12 protein-coding genes, 2 tRNA genes and 2 pseudogenes are annotated in these 19865 nt (G+C 64.1%); 6 read left to right on the top strand and 10 right to left on the bottom strand.

Translation table 11 applies throughout. From position 1 onward, the window contains the following. Nucleotides 1–15: 15 nt before the first annotated feature. Nucleotides 16–717, bottom strand: coding sequence for an SDR family NAD(P)-dependent oxidoreductase (locus EWE75_RS08915; RefSeq protein ID WP_165388311.1), 702 nt, complete (start codon nucleotides 715–717; stop codon nucleotides 16–18). 71 nt (nucleotides 718–788) lie between these two features. After that, nucleotides 789–3992 carry a TonB-dependent receptor domain-containing protein gene (locus EWE75_RS08910; protein WP_130156592.1) on the bottom strand — a complete coding sequence of 1068 codons (3204 nt, stop codon included), beginning with the start codon at nucleotides 3990–3992 and terminating at the stop codon, nucleotides 789–791. 544 nt (nucleotides 3993–4536) lie between these two features. Here EWE75_RS08910 and EWE75_RS08900 point away from each other — a divergent pair. Beyond that, complete coding sequence (locus EWE75_RS08900) at nucleotides 4537–5787, top strand: cytochrome P450 (protein WP_130156590.1); 1251 nt, start codon at nucleotides 4537–4539, stop codon at nucleotides 5785–5787. A 184-nt stretch (nucleotides 5788–5971) separates the two neighbouring features. Here the strand turns inward: EWE75_RS08900 and EWE75_RS08895 are convergent. Then, a tRNA-Gly gene (locus tag EWE75_RS08895) sits at nucleotides 5972–6045 on the bottom strand. A gap of 463 nt (nucleotides 6046–6508) precedes the next feature. After that, nucleotides 6509–7264: a competence/damage-inducible protein A gene (locus tag EWE75_RS08890; RefSeq protein ID WP_206364728.1), complete on the bottom strand. Its 756-nt coding sequence runs from the start codon at nucleotides 7262–7264 to the stop codon at nucleotides 6509–6511. Nucleotides 7265–7329: 65 nt separating this feature from the next. Between EWE75_RS08890 and map the strand changes: the two genes are divergently transcribed. The 3 genes from map to glnA all read left to right on the top strand — a co-directional run bounded on the left by map (nucleotide 7330) and on the right by glnA (nucleotide 10281). Next, entirely contained in the window at nucleotides 7330–8154 is an 825-nt protein-coding gene (gene map, locus EWE75_RS08885) for a type I methionyl aminopeptidase (RefSeq protein WP_130156586.1), read from the top strand. 263 nt (nucleotides 8155–8417) lie between these two features. Then, nucleotides 8418–8756: a P-II family nitrogen regulator gene (locus tag EWE75_RS08880; RefSeq protein ID WP_069206832.1), complete on the top strand. Its 339-nt coding sequence runs from the start codon at nucleotides 8418–8420 to the stop codon at nucleotides 8754–8756. A 112-nt stretch (nucleotides 8757–8868) separates the two neighbouring features. Then, a complete protein-coding gene (gene glnA / locus EWE75_RS08875; RefSeq protein WP_130156584.1) occupies nucleotides 8869–10281 on the top strand; it encodes a type I glutamate--ammonia ligase in 1413 nt (470 codons plus the stop codon). A gap of 310 nt (nucleotides 10282–10591) precedes the next feature. Here the strand turns inward: glnA and EWE75_RS08870 are convergent, their stop codons facing one another. Beyond that, nucleotides 10592–15208, bottom strand: a complete 4617-nt coding sequence (locus tag EWE75_RS08870) for an NAD-glutamate dehydrogenase (RefSeq protein WP_130156582.1) — start codon at nucleotides 15206–15208, stop codon at nucleotides 10592–10594. Nucleotides 15209–15412: 204 nt separating this feature from the next. Further along, the gene (locus EWE75_RS08865) at nucleotides 15413–16474 is read right to left on the bottom strand and encodes a PAS domain-containing protein (protein ID WP_130156580.1); all 1062 of its coding nucleotides are present in this window, start codon (nucleotides 16472–16474) and stop codon (nucleotides 15413–15415) included. Between the two features lie 190 nt (nucleotides 16475–16664). Here EWE75_RS08865 and EWE75_RS08860 point away from each other — a divergent pair. Further along, nucleotides 16665–16740, top strand: a tRNA-Thr gene (locus tag EWE75_RS08860). A 151-nt stretch (nucleotides 16741–16891) separates the two neighbouring features. Continuing rightward, nucleotides 16892–18109 (top strand): tyrosine-type recombinase/integrase, encoded by a 1218-nt coding sequence (locus EWE75_RS08855; protein ID WP_130156578.1) that lies wholly within the window; start codon nucleotides 16892–16894, stop codon nucleotides 18107–18109. Between the two features lie 482 nt (nucleotides 18110–18591). On the opposite strand, the pseudogene EWE75_RS25510 reads toward EWE75_RS08855, so the two are convergent. From EWE75_RS25510 to EWE75_RS24955, 4 genes and pseudogenes are all read right to left on the bottom strand, one after another. Further along, a pseudogene (locus tag EWE75_RS25510) lies at nucleotides 18592–18741 on the bottom strand (ISKra4 family transposase); the annotation flags it as partial. Between the two features lie 60 nt (nucleotides 18742–18801). Further along, nucleotides 18802–19029 (bottom strand): annotated as a pseudogene (locus EWE75_RS26050) (IS1096 element passenger TnpR family protein); the annotation flags it as partial. A gap of 95 nt (nucleotides 19030–19124) precedes the next feature. Further along, nucleotides 19125–19355 (bottom strand): hypothetical protein, encoded by a 231-nt coding sequence (locus EWE75_RS08840; RefSeq protein ID WP_130156576.1) that lies wholly within the window; start codon nucleotides 19353–19355, stop codon nucleotides 19125–19127. Between the two features lie 31 nt (nucleotides 19356–19386). Beyond that, on the bottom strand, nucleotides 19387–19865 hold a 479-nt coding region (locus EWE75_RS24955; RefSeq protein WP_165388310.1), incomplete at its 5' end, for a hypothetical protein.

Here is a 19865-nt window from a genome sequence, read left to right as displayed (position 1 = left end):
GGAGCGGCGCCACCCTCAATCCAGCGTTGATCCGCCATCGGCCAACCATACCGCGCCGGTCACGAACGACGCAGCCGGGCTGGCGAGGAAATGGACAACGCGGGCGATTTCGTCGGGTCGGCCCGGCATGCCGCGGCTGTCCCGCGGCGGAAAGGCACCACCGGAGGCTTCGATCTCGGCGATTCGCACGATCGCGGCTTCGGTAAGCACCGGGCCGGGCGCGACGGCGTTGACGCGAATCGCCGAATCGGCGAGCTCACGCGCCAGCACGCGGGTGATCGCCTCCAGCCCGGCCTTCGACGCGGCGTAGGCGGCCTTGCCTGCGGTCGGACGGTTTGCCTGGACCGAGCCGATATTGACGATCGCGCCGCTCTTGCCCGCCTTGATCATTGCCCGGGCGGCGAGCTGCGACATCCGCAGCGCCCCCTTCAGATTGACGTCGAGCAGCAGGTCCCAATGCGCTTCGTCGAGATCGAGCACGCCGCGCGACGGGAACAGGCCGGCGGCATTGACCAGGATATCGGGCGGCATGCTGGCAAAGGTCGCGGACACCGCGCGTTCGAGTCCTCCCCAGTCCGAGACGTCGGCGGTGATCGCTAGCGCCCCGGCGCCCTCGATCGTCCGGCGATCGATCGGGATCGTCCGGGCCCCGGCATCGGCGAGGTGCCGGGCCACGGCCCGGCCGATCCCTGCCGCCGCGCCCGTTACCACCGCCACCTTGCCGTCGAGACGCCAAAGCGCGCCCAGCGACTGATCGCCGGACGCACCCTTTTGCTTTGGCAGCTCGATCAGAAATCGATCCCAACCGAGGCTCCGAAATAGCGCGGACGGTTGTAGACGCCTGACATGATCGCGCCGAAATCGGTGACGAAGGTCAGATAGCGATTGTTGGTCAAATTCTCGACGAAGACCTGGGCCCGCAGCTTTCGGCCCCGGACCGTGCCGTCCCAGAGGAGACGCAGGCTGACGTTGGACTCGACGCCGTAGAGCGGGACCTGCGCGGTGTTGGGTGCCTGCGATATCAGCGAATAGGTCGGCGAATTGCCCTTGCCGGTGAAATCGCCGCGCAGCGTGAATTTACCCGCTGACGCCGTCTCGAGCGCATATTGCCCGCCGACATGATACGTCCAGTTGGGTACGTTGGCGAATGCCGCCTGATCCGCAACGTTGGTCGGCGCCCCGCCCACGGCGATGATGTATTCGCTGTAGTGCGGATCGACATAGCCGACATTACCGTCAATCCGAAACCCGCCCAGCCCCGCCTGCGCCTCGACCTCGAAGCCGCGATAGCGCGCCTTGCCGGCATTGGTTAGCTGGTTGGTGTTGGTCGAGATGTTATAGCCATTGACCTGGAGGTCGTCATAATCGGTCTGGTAAACTGCGGCGTTGAAGCGGACGTGCCGATCGAACAGATCGCTCTTGAAGCCCAGTTCGTAACTGCGCGCGGTTTCCGGGCCGAACGGCGGTGCGCCGACCGTCGGCGCGTTATACCCGCCCGAGCGATACGCCGAGGAGGCACGGCCATAGAGCAGCACTCCGGGCAACGCTTGATAGCTGATTGATCCCATCCAACCGACATTGTCCCATTTGTCGCTGCGCGCCTGAGTCAGCGTCGTCGTGGTGGTGGTTGTCGATACCGACCGCGAGGCCAGCGTCTTCTTGTCCTCGGTATAGCGGATGCCGCCGACCAGTTCGAGCTTGCCGCCCGCGAAGGACGGCTTCCAGCCGATCTGGGCGAAGCCGGCGAGCGAGGTCGAATCGATCGAATAGCTGGTGCTGCGATTGAGGCGGATCGCGGTGGTTGCCGAGAGCGGCGAATTGAGGATCGTGGTGATCGTCTCATCGACCTTCTCGTCGTAATAATAGAGGCCGACCAGATAGTTGAAGTCGCCGACATCACCGAGCAATTGAACTTCTTCGGTGAACTGCTTCTGGGTGCCGGGATTGTTGGGCGTGACGTGCGGCGTCACTGGCTCGATGAACTTTCCGGGGACAACCGGATTTGCGACGACGCCCAGCGTCGAACCGCCGCCGAGATTGCCGCGCAGATTCTGGTCGATTTTATTATAGCCCGTGATCGACTTGATCTGGAGCGCCTTGCTGAAATCATATTGTGCCGTCAGCACGCCGCCCCAGGTCTTGACCTGCGATTTGCCGTCGCTGCGGGGATCGCGATAGCTATAGTCGCGCGGGCCGACGCCGATCGGGAACGGGCGATTGTTGGCGACGCCCGCATTGCCGAAATAGGCGCGCCCGACTGTGGTGCCTGCCAGGGCCTCCCAGCCGGTGTAGGAAATCAGATCGTTATAGCGGCCGCGAAGATCGAGCGTGAAATCGCCCATCTCGCCCCGGATCGCGCCACCGACGCCGAAGCTGTCGAGCGCACCGCCCCATTTCGCCGGCGAATAGCCCGGCGCTTCCACCCAGCCGTCACGCGAATGCACCTGGGCCGATACCTTGGCCATGAAGGGCGAAGTGCCGATGCGACCAAGCTGCACGACTGACGAGGCGATGATCTCATTGTACGAACCGTAGGAAAAATCGGCCTTGATACCGAATTCGGGCGTCGGGTTGCGCGTCGAAAGCAGGATCGCGCCGCCTGTGGTGTTGCGGCCGAACAGCGTGCCCTGTGGCCCGCGCAGCACCTCGACACTGGCGATGTCGGGCAAGTCGAAGGTGTTGCCGCTCGGGCGCGGCGTATACACGCCATCGACATAGATCCCGACTGCGGGCTCGACATAGAGGGCGGTCGAAAGCGTGCCGATGCCGCGGATATAGATAGCGGGCGCGTTGCCACTGCCGCTCGCCTGCGTGACGCGCAGGCTTGGTGCGAGCTGGCTAATGCCTTCGATGCGAACGATGTTGAGCTGCTGGAGTTGATCGCTGGAAATCGCGCTGATCGACAGCGGCGTGCCCTGCGCGCTTTCCTCACGCCGGCGCGCCGTGACGATGATATCCTCGATCTGGCCGCGATCGAGCCCCGCTCCGGGGTCGGCCGCGGGAGCTGCGGGCTGCGCCGGGGCGGTGGTCCGCTCCTGCGCCATCGCTGGCATCGCCGCCAGGAACGCGGCCGCACACGCCGTCGAAAGCAGTAGAAGGCCGTGGCGCCGTCCGCGCGCGCGCTTGCTCCGCATGGTCAAGATTCTCTCCCGATTTCTTTTTTTAATTTGATCGGGTTGTAGGAGAGGTTCTGAGAAGGACAAATCTGAAACCGGCACAGCACCAATGCAAATTGGGCATCTGCCGATCCGCGAGCCGCGCAACGTCGATGGGCACACGGCCCACCGCCGCACCCAAACGCACCGCAACGCCGTGCGCGCGGTGCCGTCCGGCGCTTCTATGCGTCCGAGCGGATCAGCTTGATGTCGCGATCCGCTGCCGAGCTGGACGCCGAACAGCACTTCGACCGGATCGGCCAGTTCTTCGGTCAGGTCGACGATGGCGGTGTCGAAGCACACCAGCTTGGTCGTGACCACCGGCAGCGACGCCATTACCGCCGCGAAGATCGAGGCATAGACCACCGAGGTCGCCATCGAGCCCGACTGGTCGACACAGAGCACGACCTCGTCGAGATCGACGATGCGGCGCTGCTGGCGCAGGAAGCCGATCAGCCGCTCGGGCACCACCGTGCGGTGCTCGGCCTGATAGTGGTGCAAGTTGGCGCGGATCGTACGCGGCCAGTCGATATCGGCGAAGCGCGGGCGATTGGTGCGCCGCGAGCGCTCGAGCGCACCCCGGATCGCGTCGGCGGTGCGGCGTTCGAGCCGCTCCATCAGTTCCGCCTCGACCTTGGCGATGACAATCCGGGCGGTTTCCTTGGTTTTCTCCGGCATCACCCCGCGCAGCGCGACGAGATCGGCGACAAGGTTCACGTCCGCTTCGATCGTCGCCAGCAACTCCGGCTCGAGCAGCATCTGGCGCAGGCCCTTGCGCTCGAAAGCGTCCTTCTGGATCACCTGCACAACCGGCGAGGGGAAGAATTCGCGCGGCATATGTGAACCGTCTCGGCAAACCGGACGCGATCGAACGGGTCGATTTCGGCGAGCGCGGCTGCGTCCAGGATTTCGGCAGGGATGCCCGCCCATCGTCGGTCTGCGCCGACCACAGCCGCTGCAGGCGCACGATCTCGGCATTGACGCATTCCCTGTCGATGCGGCCCTTGGGCGAGAGAGTCTCCATGCGCGTCACGCTGGCGGCCAGGTCACGGAAGGCGCCCTTGCGGTGGCCGAATAGCGCCAACATTGCGCCGTCGCCCTTCAGCGTCGCGCACTTCACCTCTACGAACGAGCTTCCTACACCTCGCCCGGGGCACTACCGCCATGATCGGACCGACCTGATCCGACGCAAAGTTTGACGCGCTGTCGGAATTAATGGCGCTCGGCTTATTGTCCGGCCAGCGGAACCCACGCATAATGACGCCGCACAAAGGCCACGCCCGCACATTGGCGGAAGATCAATTATGTTTCTTAAACTAAACAACTGAGCGCAAATCATAAAAAACCGCGTTCGATAGAACTTTACGGTGGGGATAATATTATGGCGAGCGCAAAAGAATTGATTGCCTTGGACCCGGATAATGTTGTCGATATCGACCTGGGCGGCGATTACTTGCGAAACCATGCTCGCGATGGCATTTTTGCCGAATGGGGCCAGCGACGCCCGTTCTACGTCGTCAACGAGGGGATCGTTCACGTTGTCGTCGGCCGCCATGCTGACCTTCGCACGGTCCACATCGATGCCGCCCGTTTCTCCTCGGAGATTCCCAAACAGCCCGGATATGAGCGATTCGACTACGCCGACGGCGCAATGCATATCGGTGCTCAGGATGGTAAAGATCACGATCGTGTTCGCGCTGCCTTTGATCCATATTTCGGCCCCAAAGCGATCAAGCAACTGCGCCAATCAGCCGAACAGATTATCGAAAAAATGCTCGATGAAGTCGAGGCGCTAGGCGGTCCGTTCGATGCCTATCAAGACTTTTCGTACAGACTGATCGAGCGAATCCTTATTGAAGGTACGCTTGGCATTACGAACCCTGAGCACCAGGCTGCCTTTCGTCGGTTGCAGCATGAACTGGAAGTCGATTCCAACATCAAACCAGGGCAGGCGCGGTCGCCTGATTTCAACCAATCCTTCATCGGCGTAGTAAATACGATCAACGCGATCCTCGAAGAGCGCCGCGCCCACCCCCGCGAGAACGATCTGTTCACCGGACTGGTCAAGCGCATGGACGAGGCCGGACTGATCACACATGAGGAAATTGTCGCTAATCTCTTGGCCACCCTGTCCGGTGGACAGGGCACCACGGCTGCGGTCGCCGCCGCCATGTTGACCAACCTGTGCAAACACCGGGGCCAGTTCGATGAGATCATCGCCGATCGCTCTTTGATTCCCGACGCGGTGGAGGAATGCCTTCGTTACCAGACATCGGGCTTGTATACCTTTGTCCGGTTTGCCACCTGCGATACCGAATTGGGCGGCACCCTGATTGCCAAGGGCACGCCGGTTCTCGTCTCGCCGCAGGCCGCGAATTACGACCCCATCAAATATCCCGATCCGTTGAAGTTCGACATTCATCGCAAGGCGCGGGACATCACGACATTCGGAACCGGCACACATTTTTGCCTCGGCAACCGCCTGGCCCGGATGATTCTGGCCATCGTGCTTGACAAGGTCTGCACACGCTTTCCCAATCTCTATAACCCGGAGCCGGACTTCAAGCCGGAATATTGCGGTATCTTTGGGGAAATGCGCATGATTCGCGCGCCGCTGCATACGGGCAAGTGAACGAAAGCGGGATCCTGACTATTCAGATCCCGTCTGATATAAGGCCCGAAATTCTCGAAAAAAGGCCCAACCTGCGCTTGCGCTTTCATGGGACGGGGCGAGCGGTCACGAGCCGGATGACCCGAAAAATACCGCAGATTTCTGCGGTTTACAAATCTCTGGGGGATGTCCTGAGATCGGAAAATGGAGCGGGTGAAGGGAATCGAACCCTCGTCGTAAGCTTGGGAAGCTTCTGCTCTACCATTGAGCTACACCCGCATCGCGTCGTCAGTTGCACCGTCTTCGGGCGCAGGTCAATGCGTTTGCGCGCGTCGCTCGGCACTCGCGCTGCGCGGCGTCCACTGCATGCGGATGCGCCAGGCGACTGCCCCTTTGAGGGCGGAACACTGTCAGCGGCCCTGTTCGAACCGGTGCGTGTCGCTGATGCCCACGACGGGAGCGGCGATGCCTTTCCCACGCAGGCGCTCAGCACCCCCGCCCCGCCCGCCGCGTCGAGCCGCGCCTTCGCTTCGCGATCGAGCGCAGCATGGTCGATCGGCCAGTCGATCGCGGCGTCGCGGCCATTGCCGGGGAAGATCGCATAGGCGATTCGCCCGTCGGGAAGGCCATCGCCGTTGCGCGGATTGGGCGTGCCGCCGAACACCCGCCAGAACACAGACACGCATACTCCAGGCCGACACATGGCGCTTGCGCCCCAACGTGGCGGGAGCGTGGCCGTTGCCTAGATGCCGCCCGCCACCACCGCGTGCCCAAGCGCCTCCAGCCGCGCGTTCAGTTCGGCGAGACAGGTGTCGACCAGCACCGCGTCCGTCGCGCGCACGACGAAATTCGCGCCGGTGCGGCCATCACGGAAGAATGGATAGCTGCCGATCGACACGCCCGGAAACGCGCGCTCCGTCGCGCCAAGCAGATCGGCGATCTCGCTTTCGGCCACCCAGCAACCGATCGTCCCCGCCACGACCGGACGCCCGCCTTCGAGCGTGCCGGTCAGCGCATCGAGCATGCCCGCAGTGATGTGCGGTACACCGGCCATCACGTAGATGTTCTCGACATGGATGCCGGGCGCGCCCGACATGCGGTTCTCGATCAGCCCCGCCCCGTCGGGCACGCGCGCCATGCGCTTGCGCGGCTCGGTCAGCCCGCCGCGTGTCGCGTAATAGGCGTCGAGCACCGCAAGCGCCTCGGGATGATACACCACCCCCACCCCCAAAGCGGCGGCGATCGCATCGACGGTGATGTCATCGTGCGTCGGGCCGATGCCGCCCGTGGTGAACAGATAATCGTTGCGCGCGCGCAAGATATTGACCGCCTCGACGATCGCCTCGGTCTTGTCGGGCACGATCCGCACCTCGGCGAGGCGGATGCCCTGCACGTTGAGCCAGCTCGCGAGTTGCGCGACATTCTTGTCCTGCGTCCGGCCGGACAGGATTTCGTCGCCGATCACCGCCAGCGCGGCCGTCCAGATGCGCTCGTTCATGGACAAGCGCATAGCCTGTGCCGGCCGATCTCGCAAAGCCTGCCTGTTGTCGCTATATCAAGATGATGACCGACTACATCACCGTCACCGCCGACTCGGACACCGGCCGCACCGGCGCGATCAAGCTGCATGGCCCCGAGGCATTCGAAGGCATGCGCCGCGCTGGTCGCCTCGCCGCCGAGACGCTCGACCTGATCGTGCCGCACATGGTGCCGGGCGTGACGACCGGCGAGATCGATGATCTGGTCCGCACCTTCACGCTCGATCATGGCGCGGTGCCGGCGACCTTGGGCTATCGCGGCTATGCGCATTCGTGCTGCATCTCGATCAACCATGTCGTCTGCCACGGCATCCCCGGCGACAAGACGCTCAAATCGGGCGACATCGTCAACGTCGATGTGACGCCGCTGGTCGATGGCTGGCACGGCGACACCAGCCGCATGTACCTGATCGGCGACGTGCCGATCAAAGCCAAGCGGCTCGTCGATGTCACTTATGAATGCCTGATGCTCGGCATCGAGCAGGCCAAGCCGGGCAAGTATCTCGGCGACATCGGTCATGTCATCCAGCGCCATGCCGAGAGCCACCGCTACGGCGTGGTGCGCGATTTCTGCGGCCACGGCGTCGGCAAGATGTTCCACGATGCGCCCGAGGTCGTCCATGTCGGTCGCCCCGGCACCGGGCCGGAGTTGAAGCCGGGCATGATCTTCACGATCGAACCGATGATCAACATCGGCCGCCCCGACGTGAAACTGCTCGACGACGGCTGGACGGCGGTGACGCGCGACCGCTCGCTGTCGGCGCAGTTCGAGCATTCGATCGGCATCACCGAGGACGGCTGCGAAATCTTCACCGGCAGCCCCAAAGGCTTTGATCGCCCGCCCTATTGAGGCGTCCCGACGACTACCGCTTTTCCGCAACGTCGCAATATTCGTCGCCCAGCATGCGCTGGGGTGACGATCGGTGTTGGGCCGCTCGCGGCATATCTTGGCTGCCACAAAATACGGCACCTCTCGCCCTACTGCGCGTGCGTTAGGCATTCGCAACGCATCTCACCGCCGCTTTGTGAGGTTGCAGGCCGCGCGTGCGGATGGCACGTTTGTTGTAAGGCGCGGCGCGGGTGTTGTGCCGTTTACAAACCGGGGGCGTTTACGTGAAAAAGATCGAGGCGATCATCAAGCCGTTCAAACTCGATGAGGTGAAGGAAGCGCTCCACGAAGTCGGCGTGTCGGGCATCACCGTGACCGAGGCCAAGGGGTTCGGCCGCCAGAAGGGCCATACCGAATTGTATCGCGGCGCCGAATATGTCGTGGATTTTCTGCCGAAAGTGAAACTCGAAGTGGTGGTGGAAGACGGCATCGCCGACCGCGTGGTCGAGGCGATCGCCGCCGCAGCGCAGACCGGCCGGATCGGCGACGGCAAGATCTTCGTGATTCCCGTCGAAACGGTGCTGCGCATCCGCACCGGCGAACGCAACGAGGATGCGGTGTGACGAACGCGGTTTGACGCGCCGCAGCATAATGTGACAGGCAATGCTCTTCCGGGAGCAACAGTGATTCTCCGGCCGAGCCGGACTTTGAGCGAACCAGAAAGGGTTGGGGCATATGGCAAATTCCGCAAACGACGTCCTGAAGATGATCAAGGACCAGGAGATCGAGTGGGTCGATGTCCGCTTCACCGATACCAAGGGCGCGTGGCATCACCTGACGATGTGCGCGAACGTGATCGGCGAGAATGAACTGACCGACGGCCTGATGTTCGACGGCTCCTCGATCGAGGGCTGGAAGGAAATCAACGAGTCCGACATGATCCTCAAGCCGGATCTCGATGCAGTCTATGTCGACCCGTTCAGCGCGACGCCGATGCTCATCATCGTTTGCGACATCGTCGAGCCTTCGGACGGTTCGCTCTACACGCGTGATCCGCGTTCGACCGCCAAGCGCGCCGAAGCGTATCTCAAGGAAACCGGCCTCGGCGACACCATCTATGTCGGCCCCGAACCCGAATTCTTCATGTTCGACAGCGTCGAATTCGATAACACCTATGCTTCGAGCTACTACAAGCTCGACGACGTCGAACTGCCGACCAACACCGGCACGACCTATGAGAGCGGCAACCTCGGCCACCGTCCGCGCGCCAAGGGCGGCTATTTCCCGGTCGGCCCGGTCGATGTCACCACCGACATCCGCGCCGAGATGGTCTCGACGCTGATGGAAATGGGCCTGCCGATGGACAAGCACCATCACGAGGTCGCCGGTGGCCAGCACGAACTGGGCCTCACCTTCGGCAAGCTGGTCGAGACCTGCGACCGCATCCAGATCTACAAGTATGTCGTCAAAATGGTCGCGCAGGCCTACGGCAAAACCGCAACGTTCATGCCCAAGCCGATCAAGGCTGATAACGGTTCGGGCATGCACACGCACATGTCGATCTGGAACAAGGGCGAGAACACCTTCGCCGGCAACGGCTATGCGGGTCTCTCGGACACCTGCCTGTACTTCATCGGCGGCGTCATCAAGCACGCCAAGGCGATCAACGCCTTCACCAACCCGACCACCAACAGCTACAAGCGGCTGGTGCCGGGCTTCGAGGCCCCTGTGCTGCTCGCCTATTCGGCGCGCAACCGTTCGGCATCGTGCCGCATTCCGTATGGTGCCGGCACCAAGGCGAAGCGCGTCGAGTTCCGTTTCCCCGATCCGCTCGCCAACTCGTACCTCGGCACCTCGGCGCTGCTGATGGCCGGCATCGACGGCATCCAGAACAAGATCCATCCCGGCGAGGCGATGGACAAGAACCTGTACGATCTGCCGCCGGCCGAGCTGTCGCTCGTCCCGACCGTCTGCGGCTCGCTGCGCGAAGCGCTCGAGAGCCTGATCGCCGACCACGATTTCCTGCTCAAGGGCGGCGTGTTCACGCAGGACCAGATCGACGCCTATATCGAGCTGAAGTGGCCGGAAGTGTATCGCTGGGAAATGGCACCCAGCCCGGTCGAGTTCGACATGTACTACAGCGGCTGAGGCGAGGCGCGGAGCAACGCTCCGCGCCGGTGCGCCCCAAGGGCGCACGCCTCAGCCCGGCCGGCGCCGCGCAAGCGGCGACCGACGACGCGGGCTTTGCCCGCGGCGCGCTTGAGATAAGAAAGGGCGCCCGGAGCGATCCGGGCGCCCTTTTTGTGCGCGGACGGATTGGGAAGATTATCTACTTCCACCGTTCGTCCTGAGCTTGTCGAGTGCGTGCCGCAAACGTTCCGCTCCTGACACGCACTTCGACAAGCTCAGTGCGAACGGTGGGAGTGATCGGCAGGGCGGCGCGCGCGCCCGCCCCCGCCTACCGCCCGAGCAACACCCGCGCCTGCCCGGCGATCTGCGCGAGCATCGCCGCGCTCGGCGCGGGCGTGCTGCGCGCACGATCGATGCCGGCACGGAATTGTGCGACCCGGCTGGCGTTGTCCGCAAGCCAGCTCTCGACGCGTGCCTGCGGATCAGCCGCCTTGGCGCCTTCGGCACCGCGTGCGAGGAACTCCAGCCGCAATTGCTGGAAATCGCGCGCGAGGCCCGCGATCAGCAGCCGCTCCCACGGATCGCTCGACGCGATGCGCGCGGCATTGGCCTGTGCCCAGTCGAGTCCGAGCGCCTGCCCGAGCCGGGTGAACGCGCGCGTCAGCACGATCTCGTCGAGTCCGACGCGCTGGCCGAGATCGGCAAGCCCGACCGCGCCATCGAGTTCGAACAGCCGCACCACCTTCTGCGCGAGCGCGCGCGGCGCGCCGACCGCTTCGAGATTGGCGGCGATGCGCGCGCTCTGGCTACTCGCTTCCTCCAGCAACAGCGCCTTGGTCTCGCGATCGAGCTGGACGATCCCCGCGCCGATCCGCGCCATCACCGCGCCAGGTCCAGTGCCGCTCTTCGTCACGCGGAGCAGATCGGCGATGTGCGAGCGCGTCGCCACCGCAACCTCGTCGAACAAGGCGATGCGGGCCGCCTCAGGCATCACTGCCGTCTCGATCTCCGCCCACAACGTCGGCAGGTCGAACAGCCGCTCGGCAACCACGAACATCGCGGCGATGTCGGCGAGCGCCGCGCCCTCCTCCTCGGCCAGTTCGAACGGATGAAGCATGCCGAGCCGGTTAATGATGCGATTGGCGAGCTTGGTCGCGACGATCTCGCCACGCAGCCGGTGCTGGTCGATCGCGGCCTTGTACTTCTTGCGCATCGCCGGCGGGAAGGCGGCGTGGAGATCGGGCGCGAGATCAGCATCCTGGCCGAGCGTGCCATGTTCGATCGCCGCTTGCAGCGCGAGCTTGGCGGTCGCCAGCAGCACCGCCAGTTCGGGCCGGGCCAGCCCAAGCCCTTCCTGCGCACGGCGCAGGAGGATGTCGTTCGCCGCCAGCCCCTCGACCGCGCGATCGAGGGTGCCGCCGGCCTCGAAAATCTCGATCAGCCGCACATAGCTCGGCACGTCGCGCGGCCCCGCACCTTCCGCGATCGACAGCGCCAGCGTCTGGAGGCGGTTATCCTCCAGCACGATATGCGCGACATCGTCGGTCATCGAGGCGAGCAAAGTATTGCGCTTCTCATAGGCGAGCCGCCCCGCGATCATCTCGCGGTTGAGCGCGATCTTGATGTTGACCTCATTATCCGAGCAATCGACCCCCGCCGAATTGTCGATGAAGTCGGTGTTGATCCGCCCGCCTTTCAGCGCGAAGGCGATGCGCGCGGCTTGCGTCACGCCGAGGTTGGCACCCTCGCCGATCGCCGTCGCGCGGACCTGTTCGGCATCGACGCGCAGCCGGTCGTTGGCGGGATCGCCGACCTGGATGTTGTTCTCAGCGGCGGCCTTCACATAGGTGCCGATGCCGCCGAACCAGAGCAGATCAACCGGCGCTTTCAGGATCGCGGAAATCAGCGCCCCCGGCTCCATCTCCGCCGCGTCGATGCCCAGCACCGCGCGCACCTGCTTGGAGAGCTTGATGACCTTGTCGGTGCGCGGGAAAACGCCGCCGCCCTTGGATATCAGCTTCGCGTCATAATCCGCCCAGGACGAGCGCGGCAACGCGAACATGCGCGCGCGCTCGTCCCAGCTTGCCGCCGGATCGGGATCGGGATCGAGGAAGATGTGGCGGTGGTCGAACGCCGCGACGATCTTGAGCGTCTTGGACAGCAGCATGCCGTTGCCGAACACGTCGCCCGACATATCGCCGCAGCCGACCACCCGGATCGGCTGAGTCTGCACGTCGACGCCCTTCTCGGCAAAGTGGCGCTGCACCGACACCCAAGCGCCCTTGGCGGTGATCGCCATCGCCTTGTGATCGTAACCGACCGACCCGCCGCTGGCGAAGGCGTCGCCCAGCCAGAAGCCATGTTCGATCGCGATCGCATTGGCGACGTCGGAGAAGGTCGCGGTGCCCTTGTCGGCGGCGACGACGAAATAGGGATCGTCACCGTCATGCACGACGACATCGGCGGGGTGCGTCACCGCGCCCTCGACGATATTGTCGGTGACGGAGAGCAGCGCGCGGATGAACACGCGGTAGCTCTCGGTCCCCTCGGCCAGCCACGCGTCGCGGTTCGATGGCGCGGGCAGTTGCTTGGGGTAGAAGCCGCCCTTCGCGCCAGTCGGCACGATCACCGCATTTTTGACGCGCTGCGCCTTCATCAGCCCAAGGATTTCGGTACGGAAGTCATCCCGCCGGTCGGACCAGCGCAGACCACCGCGCGCGACCGGGCCGGCGCGAAGGTGAATGCCCTCGATGCGCGGCGAATAGACCCAAATCTCGCGCCACGGCAGCGGCGCGGGCAGGCCCGGAATGGCATGGCTGTCGAGCTTGAACGCAAGCGCCGCCTGCCCGGCGGGGGCAAAGGCGTTGGTACGCAACGTCGCGGCGATCACGCTGCGCAGCGCGCGCAGGATGCGATCGTCGTCGATCGCCGAGACAGCATCAAGGCCGTGCTCGATCGCGGCGTCGGCGGCGGCAACGTCGCGCCGCTTGCGCGCGGGGTCATGCGCGGCGTCGAAGCGTTCGATCAGCGCCGCCGCGACCTTGGGCGCGCGCCGCAGCGCATCCGACACGGTGGCGAGGCCATAGGTCAGCCCGGCCTGGCGCAGATAGCGGAACCAGGCTCGCAGCAGCACCACCGAGCGCGGCGCGACACCCGCCTCGACGATCAGTCGGTTGAACGCGTCATTCTCGGCCGCGCCCTCCAGCACGGCGCGGATCGCCTCCTCCAGCACCGCGACATCCCCGGCCAGCGGATCGCCCGCCGTCTCGACGAGGAACTCGTGAACGAAGCTCCGCCCCTCGTCGGTGAGTGCGGTGGGCTGCTCCTCGATCACACGGAAGCCGAAATTCTCCAGCACCGGCACCGCGTCGGACAAGGCCAGCGCACCGCCCTGCCGGTAGATGTTGAGCCGAAGCGCGCCGGCGGCATCGCGGTACAGCCGGACCGATCGCGCGTCGGGCGTTTCCAGTCGCGCAAGGCGGACGATATCGCTCGCCGCTTCCTCGGGCGGTTTGGCGTTGCGATACCCTTGCGGGAAGCTCGCCGCATAGCGCAGCGCCAGCCGAGTCGCGCGTGCCGGCTCGACCTGTTCGCCGAGCGCAGCCTCGACCGCCGGCGCCCAGCCGCGCACCATCCGCGCGATCCGTGCGTCGAGCGCGGCGGCATCGGGCATCACCCCCGCGCCGCGCAGATCGAGCGTATAGCGCATCAGCGCGGTCACGCCGTCCATCGCGATCGCCCAGTTGAGCAGGCTGCCGTTCGCCGCCTCGATCAGCAGTTCGCCAATCGCGACGCGCCGCCCGGTGGTGAGGTCGTCACGCGGCAGCCATACGAACGCGAACAGATGCCGGCCGAGGATGCTGCGCACCAGCACCAGCTTGGGCCGCGGCCGGTCGGCGAGCGACATGGCGGTGAGCGCGAGCTCCTCAAGCGCCTCGGGCGCGAACCCGGTCGCGAGGTCGTGCGGCAACGAGGCGAGCGCATGGGTCAGCGCCTTGCCGGCATGGCCCCTGGGATCGAAGCCGAACTTCTTCTCCAGCGCGGCCAGGCGCGTGCGCAGCACCGGCACGTCCTGCGGCGACGATGCAACCGCGCCGCTCGTCCACAACCCGGCATGGATCGAGAGGCCGACCACCTTGCCATCGCTCACAACCGGCACCAGCGCGAGATCCAGCGGCACCTGCCGATGGACCGCCGAAATCTGGTTGGACTTGAGCAGCAGCGGCGCCTCGCCGCCCTTCGCGAACCACGCCATCGCCAGGTCGCGCGAGGTTTCCGCGAGAATCGGCACGGCATGGCCATTACGCGCGATGCCGAGCGCGGAGACCAATCCGTCGTGCCACAGCTCATGCGCGAGCAAGGTGAAGTTGCGATCGAGGAACCAGCGGAGCAGCGCCCCGCCCTCACTGTCGCCGAGCGTTTCCGCATCGGCGGCCATTGCCGCCTGTAACGCGTCCCAGTCCTGCACCGCCGCGCGCACGTCGGCGAGGCTGTGTTCGAGCGCGGCGATCAGCTCGCGCCGGTCGCGCGCGTCGGCGCGTTCCAGTTCGAGATAGATCATCGATTCCGACGTGCCACCCGCTCCGGCATCGCCGATCGCGGTGAGATTGCCCTCGGCATCGCGCGTCGCGCCGATCACGGGATGGATGATCCGATCAATCGCGACGTCATGCGCGCCGATCACCGCCGCGATCGAATCGACCAGGAACGGCATGTCGTCGTTGACGATGGAGAGGCGCATGCGGCGGCGCGGATCGGTCGCGGCGAGCGGCTCCAGTGCGAGCACCGGCGTGCCGGGGCGCCGCTTCGCGCCCGTCATCGCGACGAACGCCGCAGCCTCCTTGCACGCTGCCTTGTCGAATCCCTGCAACTCGCCGGGCAGCGCGCTCTTGGTCAACCGGGCGGCGAGCGCCTCCGCCAGCGATTTCTGCATCGTCTTTGCCATGCCTCGTCCCATGCGTGTTCGTGTGCGAACTCTATAGGGCGCGGATTTGGTTGCGGCACCCTATAGCGGGTCACCTTATGCGAAAAAATCGGGCACTCGCCTGGCGGATTGCTCGATTAAGCAGCACGGATACGTCTGGTGCGTCCCGAACGATATCGGGCATCGCTTCACCAAACACGTTGCCCGCGTATTTCGTCGCATGGTTCAGGACGGATCAGCGCGCGCACCGCGCTCCGCGTTGACGATGCCGTCGATACCATCTTTGGCCTGTTCGAGAAAAGCTCGCAGCCCTTCGGTGGCGACGCCGCTGCGATGTGCGTAGGCGAGCACCGCTGCATAGTCGGTCAGCCGGGCTCCGTCATAGTCGATGCCGAAGACGAGCTGGACCACTGACGCCATCGGCGCGTGCAGATGAAGCGGGACGCCAGCGTCTTCCAGCAAGGCCTCATAGCCGCGCGGATCGGCATTCGCCGCGGCCGCGAACGCATAGGCACGATCAAGCGCACGGTAGAGCGCATCGCGTGCCTTCGCCTCGGCAACCCGCACCGCTTCGGCGCTCTCACGCGCAAGCGCGAGGTGATCGAGCACCGTCGTGGCGCTCGAAGCGATCGGCAGGACCGGATCGGCGTCGAGCGCACCGCTCGGCCCATCGGCCCAGGCGAGCGCCGCGCCACTCGTCGGCCCACCGCGAACCGCTACGGCGAGTTCGGTATCGAGCCTCGCCTGCGTCGCGTGGTCGACCAACTCTTTCCAGTTGATGACGCCGTAGATGAAGTCGATCGACTCGCCGTGCGCGGAGAACGGCATCAGGATGCCACGGTACAGCGTGTTGTGCCCGCGCGCGTTGACGAATTCGGCCTCGAACCCGATCGGCGCGGTATTGGCGATGATTTGGAGATAATGGTCGGTAAGCCGCGACAGCAGGGAACGGCTCGGCACTTGCGAGATGTGCGTGATGGACGCGTCGATCGCGCATTCCTCGCGCAAGGCCTGGCCGACGAACGAAATCGCGGGATTTTCGACACCTGCCGAGAAATCGAGCAGCACACCATTCGATTCGAAATCGGCGATACCAGCGGGGTCCAGATCGGCGATCGCCGGATAGGCACGCCCACGCAACAGCGAGACCCAATGGTTGTAGGCACGCACATGCATGCGCCGCTCATCAGTGCCGATATCGAACTGCGGCTCATCGACATCGCCAGCGCGGGTGTCGATATCCCCCGCTCCGTTCCGGTCGGCCTCGAGCCCGCAAACATCATCCATGCGCCATTCGACCCTTTGCGCGATTCGCCATCGAATCCCGTTTCTCGAGCGGTTGTGCATCCGCCTTGGTAAACGCCGCGTAAATCGGCGCGGCGTGCGATTTTGCGCTATCCTGCGCTTGCCACGCAACATTCCGCCTGATAAGCGCCCGGCCTCACGACCGACGATCCCTATCGCCGGCCGCGAAGATGCCGCTTTAGCTCAGTTGGTAGAGCATCGCATTCGTAATGCGGGGGTCACAGGTTCGAGTCCTGTAAGCGGCACCAGTACATATTGAGAACATTGTAGAAAACCGCAGAAAACTGCGATATATTGCCTCCTGTTGATCCCGCGAAATCTCACTTTGTTCCGCTAAGGATCACTCAAAGTGGACCACGAATCGGTGGACCACGAGATTTTGAGGAGGCGTGGTCCACCGTGCTGACGACCGTCCAGATTCGTGCGCTGCAGCCCGCAGCGCGTCCGTTCAAGGTTCCCGACTCCGATGGGCTGTTCCTTTTGGTGCAGCCGACTGGCGCGCTTCTGTGGCGGTTCCGCTACAAGGTGTTCGGCGTCGAGCGCAAAATGTCGCTTGGCAGCTTCCCGGATGTGACGCTGAAGGATGCCCGCAAAAAGCGGGACGCGCTGCGCGCCGAACTTGAGGATGGGATCGATCCGGTCGAGGAAAAGCGGCAGCGCCGCATCAAGGATGAACTTGCGGCGGCGACGACCTTCGGGCTGGTCGCCGAGGAGTTCATCCAGAAGATGGAGCGGGAGGGGAAATCGCCCGCCACCGTGAAGAAGGCACGGTGGTTTCTCGAGTTGCTGGATGCTCTGGCAAAGCGCCCGATCGCTGCCGTCACCCCACATGAACTGCTTGACGTGCTGAAGCGCGTCGAACGCCGCGGTCATCACGAAACGGCGCTGAGGCTACGGTCCTTCGCGGGTCGTGTGTTTCGGTATGGCTTTGCGACCCTTCGTGTCGATCGCAATCCTGCAGACATCCTGCGCGGCGCGCTTACCGTGCCACGCGTCAAACATCACGCAGCGATCGTCGACCCGATCAAGGTCGGTGAACTTCTGCGCGCGATTGAGGATTACAGCGGACGGCCGGAGACGCTCTTTGCTCTGCGCCTGGCTCCTCACGTCTTCCTGCGGCCCGGAGAGCTGCGCCAAGCGCTCTGGAGCGAGATCGATTTTGCCGACAAGGTCTGGCGCATCCCGGCTGAACGCATGAAGATGAAGCAGGCCCACGCGGTGCCGCTCTCGCGCCAGTCGCTCTATCTGCTGCAGGAATTGCGATCGGTTAGTCGATCCAGCGATTTCCTGTTTCCCGCGTTGCACACGACCAAGCGTTCGATCTGCGAAAATACCCTCAACACGGCGCTCAGGCGGATGGGCTACGAGCATGATGAAATGACCAGCCATGGGTTCCGCGCAATGGCGAGCACGCTGCTGAACGAGTGTGGCCTTTGGCATCCCGACGCGATCGAGCGCGCGCTCGCGCACGGGGAACGCGACAAAGTGCGGGCTGCCTACCACCGCGGCGCACATTGGGCCGAGCGTGTGAAGATGGCGCAGTGGTGGTCAGACCATCTCGATCAGCTTCGGGCGGGCGGGAAGGTAATTAAAGGCGAATTCCAGAAGCAAGCATAACGTGCAAGCGGCGCAAGCGCGTTTAATCTACTGCCAGCCGGGCGGGGCGTGCGAATTAAAGTCGAGGCGAAGCTTGCGGCAATCGTCGCTTTCGACTTGAGTAAGTCTTCACGTAAACACTAGTTGCGAGGTGAAGGGAATCGCAATGACGCCCTAACCAGTTGATTTTCCTGCCGATGCTGCGCCGCAGCAAACTTCGTGGCCCCTTGCCGTGGCCCCACTCCCTTTTCGTAAATCGGGTTTGAAGCACGAACGCGGAAACGCTTTGGAGGCGGGCCGTCGGTAGCCGCTGCGGCATCGCGCCTTTCTCAAAAAAGCATCGGTCACATATTTTCTGACCAAACCTACTGTCTCCGAACGGTGGCCGGGCTCGCATCGATCGACTGCATCTGTATGAATCCGATCGGCAGCTTCGGTCTGAAGACCTAATCATGAAAGCTCAGCGCTCTCTTTGCGCTTCCGAACTGCGGACAGTCGGGCATTCACGCTGCGGCGATCTGCCCAGAGGCGGTGTCGCTGAAATTGTCATTTGCCAAGCCCGGATACCATCGCTCGAACAAAGGTCGAAGCGTGCCGTCGAGGGTACGGGTGCGCGTTTGCAGCAACAGATGAGCTCCGCGCCTGGTCCACTGTTTCAGCGATGCCAGCGTCACGTCCGGCGAAGAGGCACACAGTTCCCACGAGCCACAGCACCGGGAGCGCAGACGAAACTGATAAAGGTGAATGCCCTCCCATCCCATCGCCACCTGGATCACACCGTGCAGTTCGCGCAAGGTGGCGCCGTCGGAGATTTGCACTCTCCGCCATACCATCGGACTGATCCCCAACAGCCAGACTTTAACCTGTACGACTCCGGGCGCGCCTGGCTCCGCAGCCTCCGGTTCAGCGGCGATTTGGATCGATTTCGTAGGACCGGCCACCAGCCCTGCATAGCGTGCCGACGCCTACTTCGCTACCGATGCCCCACACTTCCTCATGGTCCCGCAGGCGATGATCGTGCGGCCGCGCGCTAATTTCAGGTGGAACGATCGAGAAGGGCCGGCTTGCGTCGGGTGAGAGAAACCTGCGCTTCACCGGTGAACGCAACGTCGTCGTACCCAATTCCTGGCTCGGCGGGACCAACACGCTGCGGCTGACCCCGCAGGTGGGTGACGAGGTGAAGGTCTATCTCGTCCGCACAGCCGGTGAGTGGCGCCTTATCCACCATCTCGGCCTTTGGCTGCGGCGATAAGGCGCTGACATCCAAGAAGGTGATCCGATGTGGAACGTTCGCGCAGTCACCCCTTGCCGGGACGCGGCTTCATCGAAAAGTAATCGCCGTCCACAGAGCCGTTCAGCCCGCAATATCCCGGCGTCCAAGTCGCTTTACCCGCTGGTGCCTCGGCCTGGACCTTCAACGTTTGCCCGATCCGCGTCAGTCTGAGCGTAGAGCCGTCCTCCTCGGACGTGATCTCGAGCACGCCGCCGACCGGCCGGCCGATGCTTTGAATGTCGCAAACCCATCGCGCGGTGACCGGCTCGTTGGTGTTGATCTGGACTTCGAGCTTGCCACCCGGAACCAGCGCTATCGTCAGCCCCCCCGTCACATTGTCCCAACGCCCCGCCAGCCCCTCGCCGGACGGCACTGTGAGGCGGCGCAGGAAATCTGCCCTGCCTGCCAGAACATCCCCCAACAGTTCGGCGGAGTCGGTATAGCCATAGCCGAAAATGCGCTCGCGCGAGCTGAGCAGATAGCGTTGGTCATTCGCCAGCAGCG

This window comes from Sphingomonas populi, assembly GCF_004208535.1.
GTDB classification, from domain to species: domain Bacteria; phylum Pseudomonadota; class Alphaproteobacteria; order Sphingomonadales; family Sphingomonadaceae; genus Sphingomonas; species Sphingomonas populi.
Note: the sequence above shows the minus strand (reverse complement) of the source record. Positions and strands in the feature narration are given on the sequence as shown.